21 protein-coding genes are annotated in these 18941 nt (G+C 64.3%); 12 read left to right on the top strand and 9 right to left on the bottom strand.

What is annotated here, in order from left to right; translation table 11 throughout:
• The first annotated feature begins 6 nt into the window (after positions 1–6).
• The 5 genes from SINAR_RS0105015 (at position 7) to SINAR_RS0104995 (ending at position 5736) form a co-directional block, all read left to right on the top strand.
• The gene (locus tag SINAR_RS0105015) at positions 7–1008 is read left to right on the top strand and encodes a 4-hydroxyproline epimerase (RefSeq protein WP_015243442.1); all 1002 of its coding nucleotides are present in this window, start codon (positions 7–9) and stop codon (positions 1006–1008) included.
• Positions 1005–2696 (top strand): cis-3-hydroxy-L-proline dehydratase, encoded by a 1692-nt coding sequence (lhpI, locus tag SINAR_RS0105010; RefSeq protein WP_027998052.1) that lies wholly within the window; start codon positions 1005–1007, stop codon positions 2694–2696. The genes SINAR_RS0105015 and lhpI overlap by 4 nt, the downstream gene beginning before the upstream one ends.
• A 65-nt stretch (positions 2697–2761) precedes the next feature.
• Positions 2762–3790, top strand: coding sequence for a trans-3-hydroxy-L-proline dehydratase (locus SINAR_RS0105005; RefSeq protein ID WP_027998051.1), 1029 nt, complete (start codon positions 2762–2764; stop codon positions 3788–3790).
• Between the two features lie 79 nt (positions 3791–3869).
• Complete coding sequence (locus SINAR_RS0105000) at positions 3870–4301, top strand: OsmC family protein (RefSeq protein WP_027998050.1); 432 nt, start codon at positions 3870–3872, stop codon at positions 4299–4301.
• A 226-nt stretch (positions 4302–4527) separates the two neighbouring features.
• The gene (locus SINAR_RS0104995) at positions 4528–5736 is read left to right on the top strand and encodes an MFS transporter (RefSeq protein WP_027998049.1); all 1209 of its coding nucleotides are present in this window, start codon (positions 4528–4530) and stop codon (positions 5734–5736) included.
• Positions 5737–5806: 70 nt separating this feature from the next.
• Here SINAR_RS0104995 and SINAR_RS1000000137655 read toward each other — a convergent pair whose 3' ends face one another.
• The 4 genes from SINAR_RS1000000137655 to SINAR_RS0104980 all read right to left on the bottom strand — a co-directional run bounded on the left by SINAR_RS1000000137655 (position 5807) and on the right by SINAR_RS0104980 (position 7481).
• On the bottom strand, positions 5807–5995 hold the full coding sequence (locus SINAR_RS1000000137655; protein ID WP_027998048.1) for a hypothetical protein: 189 nt from the start codon (positions 5993–5995) through the stop codon (positions 5807–5809).
• 32 nt (positions 5996–6027) lie between these two features.
• Complete coding sequence (locus tag SINAR_RS1000000138260; RefSeq protein ID WP_084617047.1) at positions 6028–6255, bottom strand: hypothetical protein; 228 nt, start codon at positions 6253–6255, stop codon at positions 6028–6030.
• Positions 6256–6269: 14 nt separating this feature from the next.
• The gene (locus SINAR_RS0104985) at positions 6270–6455 is read right to left on the bottom strand and encodes a membrane protein (protein ID WP_027998047.1); all 186 of its coding nucleotides are present in this window, start codon (positions 6453–6455) and stop codon (positions 6270–6272) included.
• 165 nt (positions 6456–6620) lie between these two features.
• On the bottom strand, positions 6621–7481 hold the full coding sequence (locus SINAR_RS0104980) for a beta-keto acid cleavage family enzyme (protein ID WP_027998046.1): 861 nt from the start codon (positions 7479–7481) through the stop codon (positions 6621–6623).
• Positions 7482–7573: 92 nt separating this feature from the next.
• On the opposite strand from SINAR_RS0104980, the gene SINAR_RS0104975 reads away from it, so the two are divergent.
• From SINAR_RS0104975 to SINAR_RS0104945, 7 genes are all read left to right on the top strand, one after another.
• A complete protein-coding gene (locus SINAR_RS0104975) occupies positions 7574–8464 on the top strand; it encodes a MurR/RpiR family transcriptional regulator (RefSeq protein ID WP_027998045.1) in 891 nt (296 codons plus the stop codon).
• Entirely contained in the window at positions 8461–9804 is a 1344-nt protein-coding gene (locus SINAR_RS0104970) for an aspartate aminotransferase family protein (protein WP_027998044.1), read from the top strand. Before SINAR_RS0104975 ends, SINAR_RS0104970 begins: the two co-directional genes overlap by 4 nt.
• Positions 9805–10033: 229 nt before the next feature.
• Positions 10034–10780 (top strand): glutamine ABC transporter substrate-binding protein GlnH, encoded by a 747-nt coding sequence (gene glnH / locus SINAR_RS0104965; RefSeq protein WP_027998043.1) that lies wholly within the window; start codon positions 10034–10036, stop codon positions 10778–10780.
• Positions 10781–10943: 163 nt separating this feature from the next.
• Positions 10944–11600 (top strand): glutamine ABC transporter permease GlnP, encoded by a 657-nt coding sequence (glnP, locus tag SINAR_RS0104960; protein ID WP_027998042.1) that lies wholly within the window; start codon positions 10944–10946, stop codon positions 11598–11600.
• Positions 11597–12325 carry a glutamine ABC transporter ATP-binding protein GlnQ gene (gene glnQ, locus SINAR_RS0104955; RefSeq protein ID WP_027998041.1) on the top strand — a complete coding sequence of 243 codons (729 nt, stop codon included), beginning with the start codon at positions 11597–11599 and terminating at the stop codon, positions 12323–12325. The genes glnP and glnQ overlap by 4 nt, the downstream gene beginning before the upstream one ends.
• Complete coding sequence (locus SINAR_RS0104950; protein ID WP_027998040.1) at positions 12315–13361, top strand: C45 family autoproteolytic acyltransferase/hydrolase; 1047 nt, start codon at positions 12315–12317, stop codon at positions 13359–13361. The genes glnQ and SINAR_RS0104950 overlap by 11 nt, the downstream gene beginning before the upstream one ends.
• 8 nt (positions 13362–13369) lie before the next feature.
• A complete protein-coding gene (locus tag SINAR_RS0104945) occupies positions 13370–14296 on the top strand; it encodes a MurR/RpiR family transcriptional regulator (protein ID WP_027998039.1) in 927 nt (308 codons plus the stop codon).
• Positions 14297–14410: 114 nt separating this feature from the next.
• Here SINAR_RS0104945 and SINAR_RS0104940 read toward each other — a convergent pair whose 3' ends face one another.
• The 5 genes from SINAR_RS0104940 to SINAR_RS0104920 all read right to left on the bottom strand — a co-directional run bounded on the left by SINAR_RS0104940 (position 14411) and on the right by SINAR_RS0104920 (position 18938).
• On the bottom strand, positions 14411–14989 hold the full coding sequence (locus SINAR_RS0104940) for a peroxidase-related enzyme (RefSeq protein ID WP_027998038.1): 579 nt from the start codon (positions 14987–14989) through the stop codon (positions 14411–14413).
• Position 14990: 1 nt separating this feature from the next.
• Positions 14991–15494, bottom strand: coding sequence for a CMD domain protein (locus SINAR_RS0104935; RefSeq protein WP_027998037.1), 504 nt, complete (start codon positions 15492–15494; stop codon positions 14991–14993).
• A gap of 31 nt (positions 15495–15525) precedes the next feature.
• On the bottom strand, positions 15526–16992 hold the full coding sequence (locus SINAR_RS0104930) for an NAD(P)-binding domain-containing protein (protein ID WP_027998036.1): 1467 nt from the start codon (positions 16990–16992) through the stop codon (positions 15526–15528).
• 81 nt (positions 16993–17073) lie between these two features.
• Positions 17074–18144 (bottom strand): ABC transporter ATP-binding protein, encoded by a 1071-nt coding sequence (locus tag SINAR_RS0104925; RefSeq protein WP_027998035.1) that lies wholly within the window; start codon positions 18142–18144, stop codon positions 17074–17076.
• A gap of 2 nt (positions 18145–18146) precedes the next feature.
• On the bottom strand, positions 18147–18938 hold the full coding sequence (locus SINAR_RS0104920) for an ABC transporter permease (RefSeq protein WP_027998034.1): 792 nt from the start codon (positions 18936–18938) through the stop codon (positions 18147–18149).
• Between the last annotated feature and the right edge of the window lie 3 nt (positions 18939–18941).

The raw sequence follows: 18941 nt of genomic DNA, 5'->3' as shown, positions 1-18941 counted from the left end.
TCGACCATGGCCACCCACACCTTCTCCTGCATCGACGGCCACACTTGCGGAAATCCCGTCCGCCTGGTTTCGGGCGGGGGCCCGCGTCTCGAAGGCGCGAACATGCTGGAAAAGCGCGCGCATTTCCTGAAGGAATTCGACTGGATCCGCACCGGCCTCATGTTCGAGCCGCGCGGCCACGACATGATGTCGGGCTCCATCCTCTATCCGCCGACCCGGCCCGACTGCGACGTGGCGGTGCTCTTCATCGAGACCTCCGGCTGTCTGCCGATGTGCGGTCACGGCACCATCGGCACCATCACCATGGGGATCGAGAACGGTCTGATCACCCCGCGCGAGCCCGGAAAGCTGTCGATCGATGCCCCTGCGGGCAAGGTGGACATCACCTACCGCCAGGAGGGCCGCTTCGTCGAGGAGGTGCGCCTTACCAACGTGCCGAGTTTCCTTTATGCGGAAGGGCTGACGGCGGAGGTCGAGGGGCTCGGCGAGATCGTGGTGGACGTCGCCTATGGCGGCAACTTCTACGCCATCGTAGAGCCGCAGAAGAACTTCCGCGACATGGCCGACCATACGGCGGGAGAACTGGTCGGCTGGAGCCCCAAGCTCAGGGCCGCGCTGAACGCCAAATACGAGTTCGTTCATCCCGAACACCCGGAAATCCGGGGCTTGAGCCATATCCAGTGGACGGGCAAGCCGACGCAGCCGGAGGCCCACGCCCGCAACGCGGTGTTTTACGGCGAGAAGGCCATCGATCGCTCGCCCTGCGGCACCGGCACGTCGGCCCGGATCGCGCAGCTTGCCGCCAAGGGGAAGCTGAAGGTCGGCGACGAATTCGTCCACGAGTCGATCATCGGATCGCTGTTCAAGGGCCGCGTCGAAGCGGCGGCGAAGGTCGCCGATCGCGATGCGATCATCCCGTCGATCGCCGGCTGGGCAAGGATGACCGGCATCAACACCATCTTCATCGATGACCGCGATCCCTTCGCCCACGGCTTCGTCGTAAAATGAACGGTCTCAGTCCCGCCCGCAGCATCCGTGAGGGTTCGGCCGAGGGTCCGGTCATCGCGACCGGGGAGGCGCTGAGTTTCTGGGGCGGGGTCGACCCCGCGACGGGCTGCGTGATCGATGTGCACCACCCGCTGCATGGCGTCCCGCTCACCGGCTCCATCCTGATGCTGCCGTCGAGCCGCGGCTCCTGCACGGGCTCGGGCGTGCTGCTCGACCTCGTGCTGACCGGCCGGGCCCCGGCCGCACTCGTATTTTCGGAGCCGGAAGATGTGCTGACCCTCGGTGCGCTGATCGCTTCCGAGATGTTCGGCAAGCCGCTGCCGGTACTGCGTCTTGCGCCGGAAGGCTTTGCGGCGCTCGCTCGTGCGAAGACGGCGCGGATAGGCGACAGGACGATAGAAGCCGAGGGACTGACGATCCCCATCGTCCCGCCGGCGACCGCTGCGCTTGACCTCACCGATGGCGACCGCGCCATGCTCGACGGAGAGTCAGGCGTTGCGGCTGCGCAGGCCATGCGCATCATTTCGGCCATGGCGGCACAGCAGGGGGCACAAGGCCTCGTGGATGTGACGCAGGTTCATATCGACGGCTGTATCTATGCCAGCCCCGCGAACCTGACCTTTGCCGAGAAGATGGTGGAGATGGGCGCGAAGGTGCGGGTCCCGGCGACGATGAACGCCATTTCCGTGGACCACGCCAACTGGCAGAGGCAAGGTGTGCCGCCGTCTTTCGGCGACCCTGCGGCGCGGCTCGCCGACGCATATGTCCGCATGGGCTGCCGGCCGACCTTCACCTGTTCCCCCTATCTGCTCGACAGCGCGCCGGGAACGGGCGAATCCGTTGCCTGGGCGGAGTCCAATGCCGTGATCTTCGCCAATAGCGTGCTCGGTGCGCGGACGGCGAAGCACCCGGACTTCCTCGACCTTTGCGTCGCGCTCACCGGACGCGCGCCGCTCTCCGGCGTCTATCTCGACGAACACCGCAAGGCACGGCGGATCATAGACGTCGAATTGCCCGCTGGCGTCGACGACGCGTTCTGGCCGCTGATCGGCTATCTCGCCGGGCGGGCGGCGCCCGATCGCATCCCTCTCATCCGCGGGCTTGCCGCGGCTGCGCCTTCGCGCGACGACTTGAAAGCGCTCTGCGCCGCCTTCGGCACCACCTCGGCCGCGCCGATGCTGCATGTGGAGGGCGTGACGCCGGAGGCCGGCGGCGCGGCGGCCAGGGACGCCGACCATGCGACCATTACCCGCGCCGAACTGACTGCCGCATGGTCCGAGTTGAACAGGGGACCGGGTGAGGTGGACCTCGTGGCAATCGGCAGTCCGCACGCGTCTCTCGCCGAATGTCGGGCGCTGGCCGAGGCGCTCGACGGCCGCAGGCGGCATCCGGACGTGGCGATGATCGTCACGGCCGGGCACCAGGTCATTGCCGCAGCGCGCGCCGAGGGCATTCTCGCGCGGCTTCAGGAGAGCGGCGTCCAGGTGCTGCCCGACCTCTGCTGGTGCTCGATCTCAGAGCCCGTGTTCCCGACGCGCACCCGGACGGTCATGACCAATTCCGGCAAATACGCCCATTACGGTCCCGGTCTTTCCGGCCGTGCGGTGCGCTTCGGCAGCATTGCCGATTGCGTCGCCGCGGCTTTGACGGGCCGTGCCCCGCCCCGGCTGCCGGACTGGTTATCGTAGAGCGGGAAACTGTGTGCGGTTCTCCCGCCCGCAGCCGCGCTGTTTCTTGAAATGAGGAGTTCGTGATGCGCAGCACCAAGACCATCCATGTCATTTCCGCCCATGCCGAGGGTGAGGTGGGCGACGTGATCGTCGGCGGTGTCGCGCCGCCGCCGGGCGACACGATCTGGGAACAGAGCCGCTGGGTCGCCCGCGATCAGACCCTGCGCAACTTCGTTCTGAACGAGCCGCGCGGCGGCGTCTTCCGCCACGTCAATCTGCTGGTGCCGCCGAAGCATCCGGATGCGGATGCCGCCTTCATCATCATGGAACCGGAAGATACGCCACCCATGTCCGGCTCCAACTCGATCTGCGTTTCCACGGTGCTGCTCGACAGCGGCATCCTGCCGATGAAGGAGCCGGTGACGGAGATCACGCTCGAGGCGCCCGGCGGTCTCGTCCGCGTGCGCGCCGAGTGCCGTGACGGCAAGGCCGAACGTATCTTCGTGCAGAACCTGCCGAGCTTTGCCGAGCGGCTGGACGCGAAGCTCGAGGTCGAGGGGCTCGGGACCCTCACAGTCGACACCGCCTATGGCGGCGACAGCTTCGTGATCGTGGACGCCGCCGCTATGGGCTTCGCCCTGAAGCCGGACGAGGCGCATGACATCGCCCGGATCGGCGTGAGGATCACTAATGCGGCCAATGCCCAGCTGGGCTTCCATCACCCGGAAAACGCCGATTGGCGGCATATCTCGTTCTGCCTCTTCGCCGGTCCCGTAGAGCGCACGGCGGGAGGCCTGCAGGCGGGTGCGGCGGTCGCGATCCAGCCGGGCAAGGTCGACCGTTCGCCGACCGGCACCGCGCTCTCGGCACGTATGGCCGTGCTGCATGCCCGCGGCCGTATGGGGCTCGCGGACCGGCTGACGGCGGTCTCGCTGATCGGCTCCACCTTCTCCGGCCGCATCCTGGGCACCACGGAGATCGGCGGACGCCCTGCCGTTCTGCCGGAAATCTCTGGTCGTGCCTGGATTACAGGCACGCATCAGCACATGCTCGATCCATCGGACCCGTGGCCCGAGGGTTACCGGCTGACCGATACCTGGGGCGCGCGCTGAACGGATGGCTCCGGGGGAAAAAATCCGCGCGCTTGCCCCAGACGCATTATGATGAACGCGCGGCAGGAGGGAGAATCGGATGAAGGCACGCATCAAATGGGTCGAAGGCAGGACCTTCGTCGGGGAATCCGGAAGCGGCCACAAGGTCGTTCTCGGCACGGCCACCGGCCCGGATGATCCGACACCGGGGCCGAGCCCCATGGAGATGGTGCTGATCGGCACCGGTGGCTGCTCGGCTTTCGACGTCGTCCACATCCTCGAGAAGGGCCGGGAGGCAGTCGAGGATTGCGTGGTAGAGATGGATGCCGACCGTGCGGATCAGGAGCCGCGCGTATTCACCCGCATCCACATGCATTTCATCGTCAAGGGCCGTGGTCTGGCTGCCAAGAAGGTCGAGCGGGCGGTCGCCCTGTCTATCGAGAAATACTGCTCGGCATCCGCGATGCTCGCAAAGACGGCGACCATCACGCATGATTTCGAGGTCGTCGACACGTCGAATACGGCGGCCTGACAGGGCGCGTTCGAGACCTCCGCTGTGCGCCGTTCGGATTCAACCGCATCCAGCGCAATGTATCCTGCAAAAATTTCCACCCCCATGTCGGCGCACTTGGGCGCTGTTCGTCTATTGTATGCGCGGCACAGCCGCAGACGGGAGAATGCCCTTGATTTGATCGGCACATTTGGCGTGGGGCTGAGAACAATGCCGCGCCGGATTGCCCTGAGCGGAGATACGAGAAATGATCGATGCGCATTATCGCTGGGTCATCGTTGCAGCCGGCGGCCTTCTGGGCTGTATCGCAATAGGTGCCATGTTTTCATTGCCGGTTTTTCTCGTACCCATCTCACGAGATACCGGATGGTCGGTGACCGGCATCTCCAGTGGCATGACCGTGGGCTTCATCGCCATGGCTCTGGCAAGCATGATCTGGGGCAGCGCTTCCGACCGCTGGGGACCGCGCCCGGTCGTACTGATCGGCTCCGCGCTCCTTGCGGCAAGCCTCGCACTCTCCAGTCTTGCGACATCGTTGATCGCATTTCAGCTCGTCTTCGGCGTGGCCGTCGGGGGTGCCTGCGCGGCGATATTCGCGCCGATGATGGCCTGCGTGACGGGCTGGTTCGATACGCATCGCAGCCTTGCCGTATCTCTCGTGTCGGCCGGCATGGGAATGGCGCCCATGACCATGTCGCCATTGGCCGGGTGGCTGGTTACGATCTACGACTGGCGGACATCGCTGCAGATCATAGCCGCCCTTGCTGCCGTCACGATGATTCCGGCCGCGTTGCTGCTGCGGCGCCCTCCGGTCCTCGAAGATCCGAGTGCCGTCTCCGTAAGTGAAGGGCAGCCGGACATGTCTCTTGGCCAGGCGCTGAGATCGCCGCAATTCGTCATACTGCTGCTGACGAACTTCTTTTGCTGCGCCACCCATTCGGGGCCGATTTTCCACACGGTGAGCTATGCCGTGAGCTGCGGGATCCCGATGATGGCCGCAGTTTCCATCTACAGTCTCGAGGGTCTGGCGGGAATGGGCGGCCGTGTGGCCTTCGGCATCCTCGGAGACCGCTACGGCGCCAAGCGCATTCTGGTATCAGGGCTGCTGCTGCAGGCTTTCGGCGCGCTCGCCTATTTCTTCGTGCGCGACCTCGGCGCCTTCTACGCCGTGGCTGCCGTGTTCGGCTTCATCTATGCAGGCGTCATGCCGCTTTATGCCGTGATCGCCCGCGAGAATTTCCCGCTGCGCATGATGGGCACCGTCATCGGCGGCACGGCGATGGCCGGCAGTCTCGGAATGGCGATCGGCCCGGTCGCCGGGGGTCTGATCTATGACGTCTTCGCCAGCTACGGCTGGCTCTATATCGGCGCCTGGGGCATCGGCATCGGTGCTTTCCTGATCGCGCTGACCTTCAAGCCCTTTCCCAAGGAACGGCCCGCATTGGCCGTTGCCTAACCATCGTGAGGAAGACCGTGCCACGGTTTTCCTCGCTGCATTTTACCGATGAGCCGATCGGCTGCAGGTCTCATTGCCCATTCGGGCGGTCAAGCTGCAGCAAAAGCTGCACACCGCCGCGCTTGAGGGGCGGGAGCGGTATACCGACCTGAATCCGTCCGAAGGTTTTTCGGCGCCACTCCTGCTCGCGTTCCCGCCGGCGTCTTGCCTCAGCGACGGCGGCCATAGCGCGCTCAATGACTTCCTCTGCATGGGTCATGAGAGACTCTCCAGAATGTTCACGTTATGTTCTCATTCCCGATGGCAAGAGTCAAGCATTGCCTGCGAGGAGGAGCGGCCAGGGGCGGGCTCTTCCTCTTCCGGCGGGGTCTGAGAGTCGTCCTCAGGACCTTTGTCGGGCTGCGGCTCGTTGGGCGGCGGATCGGGAATGCCGAGTGGAGGGACCGGGTTCGGCGGAATTATTCCTGGCCCGGGCCCGGGCCCGGGGCCGGGGCCGGGGCCGATTGGATCGGGTGTCATCGAAGGTCTCGCTCTCACCGAGGTTGCGGCGCGTCGGCGATCGGCGGTGTATAGACGACCGTTCCGCTTTCATCTTTCAGCATCGCACCGCCGATCGCGAGATAGGCGAAGATGGCGCATATCGCGAGCAGTATGAGGCCTATCGGAAACGCGGCTGTGGCGCGCCTTTCGGGCATGTTGCGATCGTCCTGGGTCAACATCGTGCACTCCCATACGACTGCATGTCTCTTGAAAGGGTAAGAACATGCAGCTCCAACGTGTTTCAGCGACGTCGCACGTCGGACAGGACGCACGGCGCTGTCATTATGGGAGAACGAAACCGGCGTTCACCGGTTCCAAAGGCCGGCGACGGAAGATGAGGCACATCAGCCTCTCGGCGGGCCTGCAGAACCAATGCGGGCAAGCATGTCTGCAAGCGCCGGCCCCTGGATCAGCGGGACCGACAACGGCCGCAGGGCTGCCGCAACTGCGCGGACGAGGTCGGCGTTGGAAGCGGCGATCGTTCCATCCGGCAGCCGGAGATTGTTTTCGAAGCCGACGCGGACATGGCCGCCGAGAAGTGCCGCGGCGGCGACGCATGCCGCTTCGTGGCGGCCGAAGGCGCAGACGCTCCAATGGGCGAAGGAGGGCATGCCCGGCGCCAGGAAGGCCAGCAGATCACGGGGGAGGGACGTCTGCCCGGGCGTATATCGGCCGAGCACGTAAAGCACAGGAATGTCGTCGCTGGAGAGCAGGCCTCGCCGGCGCATACCGGCCAGCCGCACCGCTTCCTCCGGATCATAGAGGATGATCTGCGGCGAGACCTCCTCCCGCGCCGCCCATGATAGAAGATCGGCGAAGGCGGCCTCATGCGTTTCGTCCGGGAGCAGTTCTCGGAGCGCCAGCGATACGGCCTGGGGGCGGACTGCCTTCACGACTGCGATCTGCTCGGCCGGTGAATAGATGCCCAGCGCCTCGCTGGTGATCTGGACAACCATGCGATCGCCCACGGCAGCCCGGATCGCCCTGATCGTGGCGCGATAGGCGTCGGCATCGAGAAGATGGCTTCCGTCCTCCTTGCGCACGTGAACGTGCATCATCGCCGCGCCGGCCTCGAGGCAGTCGCGTGCGGTAAGCGCCAGTTCTTCCGGGTTCAGCGGTATGGCGGGATGGTCGGCCTTCGTCCGGCGTCCGCCATTAGGGGCGACGGCGATCGAAACCCCCGGAAAATCGCTGACAGCATTCATTCAAGCACCGTTTAACTATGATCCTTATGGATCGCATGGTCGCATAATGAAACATATGTTGCAACACGTGTCGAATGGTCGTAGAAAGAGCTATGGACAAGGGGCCGCTCAGCGACACGCTTATCACCGCCTTCGACGGGCTTTCCTCGCAATTGCAGGCGGCGGCCCGCTATATCGTCGACCATCCCCGCGACGTCGCCCTTCTCTCCATGCGCGAACAGGCGCGCCAGGCGGGAGTGCAGCCCGCAACGATGACCCGTCTTGCCAAGCAACTCGGATTCAGCGGTTACGATGACATCCGCGAACGCTATGCCGAAGCGTTGCGGGAGGGCGATGCCGGCTTTGCCGGAAAGGCCGGCGAGCAGGCCCGGAGCCAGATGCTCAAGGGCGACCATGCGCTCGCAGCCGATATGCTGCGCATGATCGGAGCGCAGATTGCGCGGCTCGCAGAACCGGCTGCGCTTGATCGCATCGTCACCGCTGCCAGCCGCCTGGCCCGCGCCCGGCGGGTCTACTGTCTCGGGCTGCGCTCGAGCCATGCGGTCGCGTGGCAGTTCCACTATATCCTGTCGCTGGTCGGAGAAAAGACGGTGATGCTGGACGGCATCGGCGGCATCGGGGCGGATGCCCTCGGGCGTGCCACGAACGCGGACGTGCTGCTCGTGGCCAGCGTTCTTCCCTATACCCGGGCGACGATCGAACTTGCCGAATATGCGCGGGCAAGCGGCGTTCCGGTCGTCGCTGTGACCGACAGCGAAGTGGCGCCGCTTGCGCAGATCGCCGAGGCGATCATCGTCGTGCCGACCGAAAGCCCTTCCTTCCTGCACGCCATGTCGCCCGCCTTTGCCGTCGCGGAAGTGCTCGGCGCGCTTATCGCAGGGCGGGGCGGCGAAGCGACGCTCGCGGCTCTGAAGCACCTCGACCGACAACTCGCGGCGCTGAACACCCATCTCCAATCCCGCAACTCCAAGAGAGCGCCATGACCCGTCTTCTCCACCGCGCCATCCATGCGAAACTGCCGGTCGCCGTCCGCGGCGAGGGCATCAGGCTCTTCGATGCCGAGGGCAAGTCCTATATCGACGCCTCCGGGGGAGCAGCCGTCTCCTGCCTCGGTCACGCTCATCCGGATGTGCTTGCGGCCCTGCACAGGCAGCTCGACCGTATGGCCTATGCCCATACCGGCTTCTTCACCACCGAGGCGGCGGAACGGCTTGCCGACCGCCTTGTTGCCGATGCGCCAGACGGGCTCGATCACGTCTACCTGGTCAGCGGCGGCTCCGAAGCGGTCGAGGCGGCGCTGAAAATGGCCCGGCAGTATTTCGTGGAGAAGGGAGAGCCGCAACGCCGCCACGTCATCGCCCGGCGCCAGAGCTATCACGGCAACACGCTTGGCGCATTGGCGGCCGGGGGCAACGAATGGCGGCGGGCTCAATTCCGGCCGTTGCTCGTCGAAACGCACCACATCGATCCATGCTACGCCTATCGTCTGCAGCAAGCCGGCGAGAGCGATACGGATTATGCCGCGCGTGCCGCTGGCCAACTCGAGGCCAAGATCCTCGAATTGGGCGCCGATCAGGTGATCGCCTTCGTTGCCGAAACGGTGGTGGGCGCCACGGCCGGTGCGGTCCCGCCCGTCGCCGACTACCTGAAGCGCGTCCGGGCAATCTGCGACAAATACGGAGTGCTGCTGCTTCTCGACGAAGTGATGTGCGGCATGGGCCGGACCGGGACGCTGCATGCCTGCGAACAGGACGGCGTCGTCCCGGATCTCATGACCGTCGCCAAGGGGCTCGGGGGCGGCTATCAGCCCGTCGGCGCGGTTCTGCTGTCCTCCGCGATCTTCCAGGCATTTGCCGAAGGGTCGGGCTTCTTCCAGCACGGCCATACCTATATGGGCCACCCGATGGCGGCGGCGGCCGGCCTTGCGGTCCAGGAAGTCATCCGCCGCGACGGGCTGCTCGAGAACGTCGTGTCGATGGGCGATTATCTCGAAAGATGCCTGGTCGAGCGGCTCGGCAATCACCACCACGTCGGCGACATTCGCGGCCGGGGCCTCTTCCGTGCCGTCGAGTTTGTCGCCGACAGGGCGACGAAATCCCCCTTCGATCCCGGCCTGAAGCTCAATGCACGGATCAAGAAAGAAGCTATGGCCCGGGGCCTGATGGTCTATCCGATGGGCGGGACGATCGACGGTCAGCGAGGGGACCACGTCCTCCTGGCGCCGCCCTTCATCGTTGCCCGGGAAGATGTCGATCAGATCGTAGAGCGCCTCGGCGATGCCATCGATGCGGCCATTGCCTCGCTCACGAAAGCTGCGGTTTAGAGCAAGCGTACCAGAGCGGCAAGCGACGCGCCCCTGGTCGGCGGGCCAGAGGGCGCTGCTTTCGTAAATCTCACAGCAGCTGTCACTCTTCGCTGCATTTTTCAGCTGCGACGTCAAACAGATGCGGAGTACGCAAATTTTCATTGCGACAAAACATAAAAAGCATTCTATATTTGCATAAGTGCATCGGCGGCAAACGCTGGTGCCTGCAAAACAGGGGAACGCCATCATGAGAAACAGACTTCGCCACTTCTTCGCGGGCCTTTTCGCCGCGGCACTCTCGCTCTCCGGCCCGGCAGCTGCCGAGGACCTGGTCGTAGCCACCGACACGGCCTTCGTGCCTTTCGAGTTCAAGCAGGGCGAGAAATATGTCGGTTTCGATATCGATCTCTGGGACGCGATCGCAAGCGAGATCGGCGTCACCTATACGCTGCAGCCGATGGACTTCAACGGCATCATCCCGGCGCTGCAGACGAAGCAGGTCGATGTCGCGCTCGCCGGCATCACCATCAAGGACGAACGCAAGAAGGTCATAGATTTCTCGGACGGCTATTATGACAGCGGCTTCATGCTGATGGTGCCCACCGACAGCGCCATTGCCGGTTCGGCGGATCTCAAGGGCAAGACGCTGGCCGTAAAGACCGGCACGTCGGCCACGGACTATGCGAAGGAGAACTTCACGGAAACCGAGCTTCGCCAGTTCCCGAACATCGACAACGCCTATCTGGAACTGCAGACGGGCCGCGTCGACGCCGCGATGCACGACACGCCGAACGTCCTCTATTACGTGGCCACCGCCGGCGGCGGCAAGGTCAACGCGGTGGGCGAACAGATGATGGCACACCAATACGGCATCGGCTTCCCGAAAGGCAGCGAACTCGTCGCCAAGGTCAATGAGGCGCTCGCCAAGTTGAAGGCCGATGGCCGCTATGCCGCAATCTACAAGAAATGGTTCGGCGTCGAGCCGAAGAGTTGAGTCTCTCGCGTCGAGGCAGGCCGGATCGATCCGGCCCGCCCGGGGGAATGGCGAGAGCACTTCCAGGAAAGTCGCGGCGGCTGCCGACGCAGCCGTGCATAATCTCTATCGGTCGCGTCGCCATCGCCGCAGGGGGCAGATCGCGATGCAGCGGAGCAATTCAATGGAATTCGATTGGTCTGTGGTCGTGGAGGCCATGCCCGCTCTCCTGAGCGGTGCGCGGCTGACCGTTCTGATAGCACTGGCGGGTCTCGCCGGCGGCCTCGCCGTCGGTGTCGTCGCCGGCTTCATGCGCGCCTATGGCAACGCCGTACTGAAGGCCGTCGCCTTTGCCTATGTCGAGGTGATCAGGGGCACGCCGATCGTCGTGCAGGTCATGTTCATCTACTTCGCACTGCCGCTGCTCGCCGATCTCCGCGTCAATCCTATGACGGCGGCGGTGACGGCGATCGTGGTCAATGCGGGTGCCTATATTGCCGAAATCGTCCGCGGCTCGCTGCTCTCGGTGAACAAGGGACTGAAGGAAGCGGGGCTTGCACTCGGCTTACCGGTCTGGAAGGTGCTCGCCTACATTGTCGGCCCGATCGCCTTCCGGCGAATGATCCCGCCGCTTGGCAACCAGTTCATCGTCAGCCTCAAGGACACATCGCTCTTCATCGTCATAGGCGTCGGCGAACTGACCCGACAGGGCCAGGAAATCATGGCGTCGAATTTCCGCGCAGTCGAAATCTGGTCCGCCGTCGCCGTTCTCTACCTCATCATGACGAGCACGCTGACCCTGATCCTGCGCGTGACGGAAAAGAGGATGCGCATCCTATGAGCATTGTCGAGTTCAGGAACGTCACCAAGGCATTCGGCTATGTAACCGTGCTCAAGGAAGTCGACCTCAACATAGAGGCCGGTGAGGTCGTGGTGCTCATCGGCCCTTCAGGCTCGGGCAAGTCGACCCTGCTGCGCTGCATCAACGCGCTCGAGGAGATCGATGGGGGCGACCTCGTGGTCGACGGTATCAGCGTGCGCGAAGGACGCTCCAAAGTGAGACTCATCCGGCAGGAAGCCGGCATGGTCTTCCAGCAATTCAACCTTTTTCCGCAGATGACGGCGCTTGCGAACGTCGCTTTCGGACCGCGATACGTGCGTGGCGTCGGCAAGGCCGACGCAATCGGGCAAGCCAGAGAGCTGCTTGCCAAGGTGGGATTGGCCGATCGCGGCCATCACTATCCTTCAGAGCTCTCCGGCGGCCAGCAGCAGCGCGTCGCCATCGCCCGCGCGCTGGCCGTCAAGCCGAAACTCATGCTCTTCGACGAGCCGACCTCCGCTCTCGACCCCGAACTGCGCCATGAGGTTCTGCGGGTGATGCAATCGCTTGCGGAGGAAGGCATGACGATGATCGTCGTCACCCATGAGATCGCCTTTGCGCGCCAGGTGGGCTCCCGGCTGATCTTCATGGAGGGCGGCAGGATCTCCGTCGACGGCGATCCGGCCAAACTTCTCGACAATCCCGAAAATCCGCGTCTTCGTGAGTTTCTCCAGCATGTCCATTGAGGTTCCAAGCAGCCTGTCCCTGGTCGAGATCGAAGGGTCGCCATTCCAGGTCGGGGTTGCACTCGGCCGGCACGGAGGCGAGTGCGTGCATCGCCATCTTGTCAAGACGCACGCTTGGGCAAGCGTAATGGCCTTCGCGCATCATGAACGCATCACCGCGGCAAGAGCGCTCGTGGAGTCTCGCTTCCCGCGCTATTTCGAGGAACTCGAGGGCCTGGCAAGCGGCCTCGAACTGCCCTTCGACGAGGTCTTTGCGTGGAACTGCCGCGGCGACATCCGCGCGATCGCACCCGACGGGTGCACCACCGTGCTGTTGCCCGGCGAATGCCCCGTGCTGGCGCATAACGAAGATGGGGATCCGGGACTTCGGCCGGGCTGTGCCGTGGCCCGGATCGCATCCGCCGGCGGACGTGCCTTCTCGGCCTTTGTCTATCCCGGCTCGCTTCCCGGGCACACTTTCGCGCTCAACGATGCCGGGCTCGCCATGACCGTCAACAATATCCGCTCGCGCCGGACCGGGACCGGGCTTCCGCGCATGGTCCTCGGCCGTGCCGTTCTCGACTGCGCTACGGCCGGCGAGGCCCTGGAGATGCTGGCGAGCTCCCCGCGTGCGGGCGCCTTCCATATCTCCCTGGCGCAGTGCGGAGCGCGGGACGTGCACAGCGTCGAATTTACGCATTCGGCCTGTTCGGTCCGACAGTTCGACAGAGCCGCAGTGCACGCGAACCACCTGATCCATGAAGGCACCCGCGACGAGTGCCAACGCATCACCGCCTCTTCCCAATCCCGGCAGGAACGTGGAGAGGAGATCCTTGCGGGCGGCGGTCCAGCTTCCGATCCTCTCACCGTCCTTTGGGACAGGCAGCGAACGGCCCTGCCGATCTACCGCGAACAGCCTGACGATCCGGACGGCGAGAACACGCTGGCGACGGCCGTCTTCCGTATCGACATGGACAGAATCGCATGCGAGATCTACGACAGGGCGAACGCCGCACCGCTCTTTCGCTTCGAGGAAAGGCGGTTGCTGCCCGATTGAGGTTCATGATGGCACCGCCCGACAGCCAGCCGGCATCGTCCCGGCCCCGCACGATCGAGGAACTGCGCGACCTGACGCTCCGGATCAAGCGCAAGGAAATCGACCTCGCTCTCGGCAGCAAGGCGCTCGACGTGCTGGCGCGCCTCGTCGATACGCCCGAACAGACGGCGGTGCGCAGCATATCCGAACTCGCACACGGGCAGGGCGTCAATGCGTCGACGCTTACCAGGCTTGCCAAGCGGCTCGGCTATGCCGGCTTCAGTGACTTCCAGAGCGTCTTCCGCCAGGCGATCGCCGACGACGAACGCTATTTCTACAGCCGCCAGGCCGGTCGTCTGATGTCGGTCACGCGCGGCGAGCGGGAAGAGGTGCATGTCCTCGAGCGCATCGCCCAGGAGACGAAGGCGAATATCGACGGCTTTCTGGGTCAAATGGACGCCGGGACACTCAAGCGGGCGGCGCGGTTGCTCGCGACCGCGCCGCGTGTGCGCGTGCACGGGGTGCGCCAGTTTCACGCTTTCGCGAGCTTCATGGTCTATGGTCTCGGCATGCTGCGCAGCGACGTGGCTCTGCTCGACGCACCGCGCCTCGGCGAGGCGGAGGCGCTGTCGCAGCTTTCTCCCGGGGACCTGGTGCTGGTGGCGAGCTGCGCGCCCTATACCCGAAGCGTTGCGGAGGTGGCCACGGTGGCCAAAGGCATCGGCCTTAACGTCATCGCAATCACGGACAGCCGCTCTTCCCCGCTTGTTCCACCGGCGCGGCATGCCTTCTTCATCCCTCACGCCAGCAGTTTCTTCAGCAACAGCATGGGTGCCTATATCGTCTTCTGCGAGGGGCTTCTCAATCTGGTCGCGCGCGAACTGGGCGACCGCGCCATCGACGCCCTTGCTGCAAGGGAGAAGCTGATCGATGCGATGGGCATCGAGACCGGTTGATTCCAACGAAGCGACGCAGCAGAACGTCTCGACCGCGGGCGAGCGAGCAACGGAATGTGCCAGAGCCCCTGCCATGCGCAGCGCGTGATCTCCGGATCCGCCGGCTCTCCTCGTTCACTCCTTCAGGTGCGGCTCGCCCAGCGTGTGCATCAGACGGTTCGCCCAGCCAAAGATCGCGATCGAATGGATCAGATCGAGGATTTCCAGATCGTCGAGGCCGATCTCGCGCAGGTGGTAGAATTGGTAGACGCCGACATTGTCCGGGTGCGCCGTCAGATCCACGCCGAAATTGAAGAGCGCCTGCTCGAAATCCGGCAGGTCCGCGTCGAGGCCGCGGCCGTAGATTTCGTCCACCACCTCCGGCCGTTTTTCAAGCTGGATATAACGGTTGGCATGTACCGAGGCGCAGTAGATGCAGCGGTTGACGAAGGAAGCCGCAAGCGCGCCTATTTCGCGGCCGCCGCGCGAGAGCCCGCCTTCGCTATACATGATGTCGTTGAAGAGCGGCGTACGCTGGGTGAGCATCTCGGCTTCGTTGGCCAGAACCAGGACGTAGTTCGAAACCTTGGTGTTCGAGGGCGTCACTTTCAGCGCTTCGAGCTGCTCCGGCGTCGCCTCGTCGAGATTGACGGGCCTGACATAGGGCTGCCAGTCGAGCGGCTCCAGGGTGAATTCATGTACGGCTTTCGACATGTCAGTTGTCCCTCAGCATCTTGAGGCCGGCCACGACCAGCACCTGGTAATTCACGAAGGCGATGAGACCCGCAAGGGTCACGATATCGCGGTCGTCGAGGCCGGCGGCGTAGAGCGCTTCAATATTGGCGCGCGTCGCTTCCTTCGGCTTGAGCGTCACCAGATCGACATGCGCGAGGATCGTTGCGAGCCGCTTGTCGCCCTCGGGCCGGAAAGCCGGATCGGCGATCGATCGCAGGTCGGGTGTCGCTCCCTTCTCTTCGAGCTGCTCCCTGTAATGGGCCGCGAGCTCCGTCGATCGCCAGAGGCCGGCGATGCGGGCCGCGAGAGCCGCCCTCATGGCATAGGAGAAATTACCCGGCTCGGCGGGAATTAGTGCTGCGTCATGGCTCGTCTGGGTGAAATGCTTGAGCTTGGCGCGCCGTTCGCGCAGCGCATGAACGGGCGAGGACGGATCCAGGCCGAGGACGGCGTCGATCACATCGGTTTTCGGAGGAACGGTCATCGTAATCCTTCAGCTTCGGCAGGAGTTCAAATCAGGCAGTCCGGTGCGCGGGCTCCGGGGCGTCGGCGTCCGTCCACTCCGAGCCGTCGAGTTCCGGCTTCTCATAGGCGAGCAGCGCTTCCCAGTGGTAATCGACGTCGCGAATGAAGAGCGAGGCGGCGATCCCGCGCGCAAGCCAGAGTGCGCCCTCGCTGATCGCCGGAATGTCGCCGCTCACCTTGCCGATACTGATCGAGGCACCGTAGTTGAAGCAGTGGATGTCCTTGAGCCATGGCGCGGTGCCGGGCTCCTTCTCGGTGAAGGAGAAATCGTCGTCGAGCCAGGGGAAACGGCCGAGGCCGGCATTCTCTTCGCCGGCCGGCGGCGTATAACGGTCGTCCCAGCAGGCGATCCTGTCCTGATAGGGCGCGAGTTCATCGCGGCTGAGCGGGTCGACCGTGAAGCCGGTTCCGAGGATGACGAAGTCGGTCCTGAAGATGCGGCCCTTCGTGGTGGCGATCGCCACTTCGCCGCCTTCCTCGCGCATCGAGCCGACCGCGCAATCGAAATGGAAGAAGGCGTTGGGATGGCGGCTGACGCGCAGCGTCGAATTGTGCGGGGCCGGTGTCTGCTGCTTGACCGAATAGTCCATGATCCGCCAGCGCCACTCTGGATCGATCCTGGCGAAACCCGCGGTCACCCCGTAGGAGCCTATGCCCATCAGCTTGTTGACGGTCGGCATCTCCTTGCGGCGCGCGAGCAGCCGCACCTCACCGGCGCCGGATTCCAGCGCCTCGGCCGCATTGTCGACTGCGGAGGCGCCGACGCCGATCACGACGACGCGCTTTCCCCTGAGCGCCTCGAAATCGATGTCGTCGGCGGAGTGGGCCCAGGACGTGTGGCGCCTCATACCCTTGACGAAATCCGGAATGGCGGGCTCACCGAGACCGTCGCGTCCCGTGGCCAGAACCAGCTTGCGCGTGACGATGGAAGGCTTGCCGCCGCCGGCGATCTCCAGCTCCAGGAGACCATCCTCGCGAGGGCGGACGCGGGTGACATGCGTGTCGTTCTCGACGGGAATGGACAGGATTTCGCGATACCATCTCAGGTAGTCCATCCACATCGGGCGGGGAATCCGGAACAGAGTTTCCCACGCCGCCTCACCGAAGAGCGCGGTGTACCAGGCGCGGAAGGTGAGCGAGGCCATGCCGAGCGCCGGACCCAGCAGGTTCTTCGGCGAGCGCAGGGTTTCCATTCGGGCAAAGGTGACCCAGGGGCCCTCCTTGCCTTTTGGGGCACGGTCGAGGATGCGCAGATTGGCAATACCGGCCCGGGTCAGGGCAAACCAGGCAACCATGCCGCACATGCCGCCGCCGATGATGACGACGTCGCTCACCGGCTTTCCGTCAGTTGTCGTGACCGGTTTCGACCAGTTGGCGGCCGGGTAATTGAGATAGTCGAGGTCCCGCTTGACCCTCGCATTCAGTTCCGCAAGCCGCCCATGCTGTTCATTCGTCATAACAACCATTGCTCCTGAAATCCGCTTCGGAACCGCCGCTGCCGGCGGTCCCTGAATTGACGTCGCCGAAATTCTGGCGCGTCAGTCGGCCAGAACGACCGCGTCCCGCTCGCGCCAGCCCACCCAAACCTCGTCCGTCTCCAGGTGCGAAAGGGCCACCGGATCGAGCTGCAAGGCCAGCTCCGCGCCATTTTCGAGCCCGACTGTGAGAGAGGTGTGGGCGCCTTTGAAGACGCGCCGGACGATGCGCCCCTTCAGCGCGAACCGGTCCTTGGGCCGTTCCGCGACGCAGTAGAGCGCCTCCGGACGAAGCGCGACGGTCGCGCCGCTGCCGACCGCCGGCTTCGTCCCGTTGACGTCGGCACGGATGACGATTCCGTTCCAGTCGATTGCCGCAGTGGTCCCGTCGAAGGAGAGAGCCCTTCCCTCGAGGAAGTTGCTCTGCCCGATGAAGTTGGCGACGAAGCGGCTGCGCGGGCGGGAGTAGAGCTCGTTCGGTCCGCCCATCTGCTCGATCCTGCCTTTGTTCATCACCACGATGACGTCGGACATGGTCAGCGCCTCCTCCTGATCGTGGGTGACGAAGATGAAGGTCTTGCCAGTGGTCCGCTGGATGGTTTTCAACTCGATCTGCATCTGCTGGCGCAGCTTGGCGTCGAGCGCCGAAAGGGGCTCGTCGAGCAGAAGGACGTTCGGGTCGGGGGCGAGCGCGCGCATCAGCGCGACGCGCTGGCGCTGCCCGCCCGAGAGCTGGTCGGGCATGCGGTCGGCGAAATCCTGAAGCTTGACCAAGGCAAGCAGTTCCATCGTCCGCTTGTGGATGGCATCCGAAGACAGCCCCTTAAGCTCCAGGCCGAAGGCGATGTTGCGGCCGACGGTGAGATGCGGAAACAGCGCATAGTCCTGAAAGACGATGTTGACGTTGCGCCTGTTGGGCGGCAGGTGTGAGATCGCCTTGCCCTGGAGATAGATCTCTCCCGAAGAGGGCTGCTCGAAACCGCCGAGCATCCTGAGCGTCGTCGACTTGCCGCAGCCGGAGGGGCCGAGCAGCGTCACGAATTGCCCGGGTTCTATGGCGAGGTCCAGCCCATCGACCGCGGGCAAGGCGCCGTAATATTTGTTGACGTTTTCGAATTGGACCACAGGCTGCATCGTCAGTTCCTTGAACGGCGGGTGAGGCGCTCCGCATAGAGGCCGACAGCGGCGGTTACGATCAGTACGATCGTCGCCATGGCGTTGATTTCCGGCGACATGCCGCCTTGCACCTTTGCGAAAATGAGCATGGGGAGCGTGGGCTTGTAGCCCCCGAGGAAGAAGGTGCGGACGAAGTCGTCGATACTGGTCAACACGCAGAAGATCATGCCGCCGAGGAGCGCCGGCATCAGATAGGGGATCGTGACCCTGAGAAAGGCGACGAGCGGGTCGGCCCCGAGATCGCGAGCCGCATCGATCAAATTGGCCGGCATGGACCGCAGCCGTGTGAGCACCATGATGACCACGAAGGGCACCGCATGGACGGCATGCGAGAGGATGATCGCCGCCGTGCCGGTCGGGATGTCGACGGTGCGGATGAATATCCGCATGGAGATCGCGTTGATGAGGCCCGGAACGACTGCCGGCAGGCAGGCGAGTGCGAAGATGATCGCCTTGCCCCATATGCCTTCCGTCGAGACCAGAAGCGCGATCCAGACGCCTATGACCGTCGCCGTCGCGGTGGTCGCCAGCGCGATCCCGACCGAATAGAGGGAGGCTTCGATGAACTGCTTGTCGTTGAGCACCTGGGCATACCAGTTGAGCGTCCAGTCCGTTATCGGAAAGGCGACGAAGCTCGCATCCTTGAAGCTCATGGCCGTCATCAGCGCCAGCGGCAACAGGAGATAGACCGCAAACAGCCAGTAGGCAGCGCCGAGGGCGGTCTTCGGGAGGTCGGCGAAATATGGTCGCATCGT

Origin of the sequence: Sinorhizobium arboris LMG 14919, assembly GCF_000427465.1 — a bacterium.
GTDB lineage: Bacteria > Pseudomonadota > Alphaproteobacteria > Rhizobiales > Rhizobiaceae > Sinorhizobium > Sinorhizobium arboris.
The sequence above is the reverse complement of the archived record's forward strand: the minus strand, read 5'-3'. Positions and strand labels throughout refer to the sequence as shown.

What these genes read in the sequence shown, in the direction of transcription:
- SINAR_RS0105015 (WP_015243442.1), top strand. Translation starts at nt 7, where the DNA reads ATGGCCACCCACACCTTCTCCTGCATCGACGGCCACACTTGCGGAAAT.
- lhpI (WP_027998052.1), top strand. Translation starts at nt 1,005, where the DNA reads ATGAACGGTCTCAGTCCCGCCCGCAGCATCCGTGAGGGTTCGGCCGAG.
- SINAR_RS0105005 (WP_027998051.1), top strand. Translation starts at nt 2,762, where the DNA reads ATGCGCAGCACCAAGACCATCCATGTCATTTCCGCCCATGCCGAGGGT.
- SINAR_RS0105000 (WP_027998050.1), top strand. Translation starts at nt 3,870, where the DNA reads ATGAAGGCACGCATCAAATGGGTCGAAGGCAGGACCTTCGTCGGGGAA.
- SINAR_RS0104995 (WP_027998049.1), top strand. Translation starts at nt 4,528, where the DNA reads ATGATCGATGCGCATTATCGCTGGGTCATCGTTGCAGCCGGCGGCCTT.
- SINAR_RS1000000137655 (WP_027998048.1), bottom strand. Translation starts at nt 5,995, where the DNA reads ATGACCCATGCAGAGGAAGTCATTGAGCGCGCTATGGCCGCCGTCGCT.
- SINAR_RS1000000138260 (WP_084617047.1), bottom strand. Translation starts at nt 6,255, where the DNA reads ATGACACCCGATCCAATCGGCCCCGGCCCCGGCCCCGGGCCCGGGCCC.
- SINAR_RS0104985 (WP_027998047.1), bottom strand. Translation starts at nt 6,455, where the DNA reads ATGTTGACCCAGGACGATCGCAACATGCCCGAAAGGCGCGCCACAGCC.
- SINAR_RS0104980 (WP_027998046.1), bottom strand. Translation starts at nt 7,481, where the DNA reads ATGAATGCTGTCAGCGATTTTCCGGGGGTTTCGATCGCCGTCGCCCCT.
- SINAR_RS0104975 (WP_027998045.1), top strand. Translation starts at nt 7,574, where the DNA reads ATGGACAAGGGGCCGCTCAGCGACACGCTTATCACCGCCTTCGACGGG.
- SINAR_RS0104970 (WP_027998044.1), top strand. Translation starts at nt 8,461, where the DNA reads ATGACCCGTCTTCTCCACCGCGCCATCCATGCGAAACTGCCGGTCGCC.
- glnH (WP_027998043.1), top strand. Translation starts at nt 10,034, where the DNA reads ATGAGAAACAGACTTCGCCACTTCTTCGCGGGCCTTTTCGCCGCGGCA.
- glnP (WP_027998042.1), top strand. Translation starts at nt 10,944, where the DNA reads ATGGAATTCGATTGGTCTGTGGTCGTGGAGGCCATGCCCGCTCTCCTG.
- glnQ (WP_027998041.1), top strand. Translation starts at nt 11,597, where the DNA reads ATGAGCATTGTCGAGTTCAGGAACGTCACCAAGGCATTCGGCTATGTA.
- SINAR_RS0104950 (WP_027998040.1), top strand. Translation starts at nt 12,315, where the DNA reads ATGTCCATTGAGGTTCCAAGCAGCCTGTCCCTGGTCGAGATCGAAGGG.
- SINAR_RS0104945 (WP_027998039.1), top strand. Translation starts at nt 13,370, where the DNA reads ATGGCACCGCCCGACAGCCAGCCGGCATCGTCCCGGCCCCGCACGATC.
- SINAR_RS0104940 (WP_027998038.1), bottom strand. Translation starts at nt 14,989, where the DNA reads ATGTCGAAAGCCGTACATGAATTCACCCTGGAGCCGCTCGACTGGCAG.
- SINAR_RS0104935 (WP_027998037.1), bottom strand. Translation starts at nt 15,494, where the DNA reads ATGACCGTTCCTCCGAAAACCGATGTGATCGACGCCGTCCTCGGCCTG.
- SINAR_RS0104930 (WP_027998036.1), bottom strand. Translation starts at nt 16,992, where the DNA reads ATGACGAATGAACAGCATGGGCGGCTTGCGGAACTGAATGCGAGGGTC.
- SINAR_RS0104925 (WP_027998035.1), bottom strand. Translation starts at nt 18,144, where the DNA reads ATGCAGCCTGTGGTCCAATTCGAAAACGTCAACAAATATTACGGCGCC.
- SINAR_RS0104920 (WP_027998034.1), bottom strand. Translation starts at nt 18,938, where the DNA reads ATGCGACCATATTTCGCCGACCTCCCGAAGACCGCCCTCGGCGCTGCC.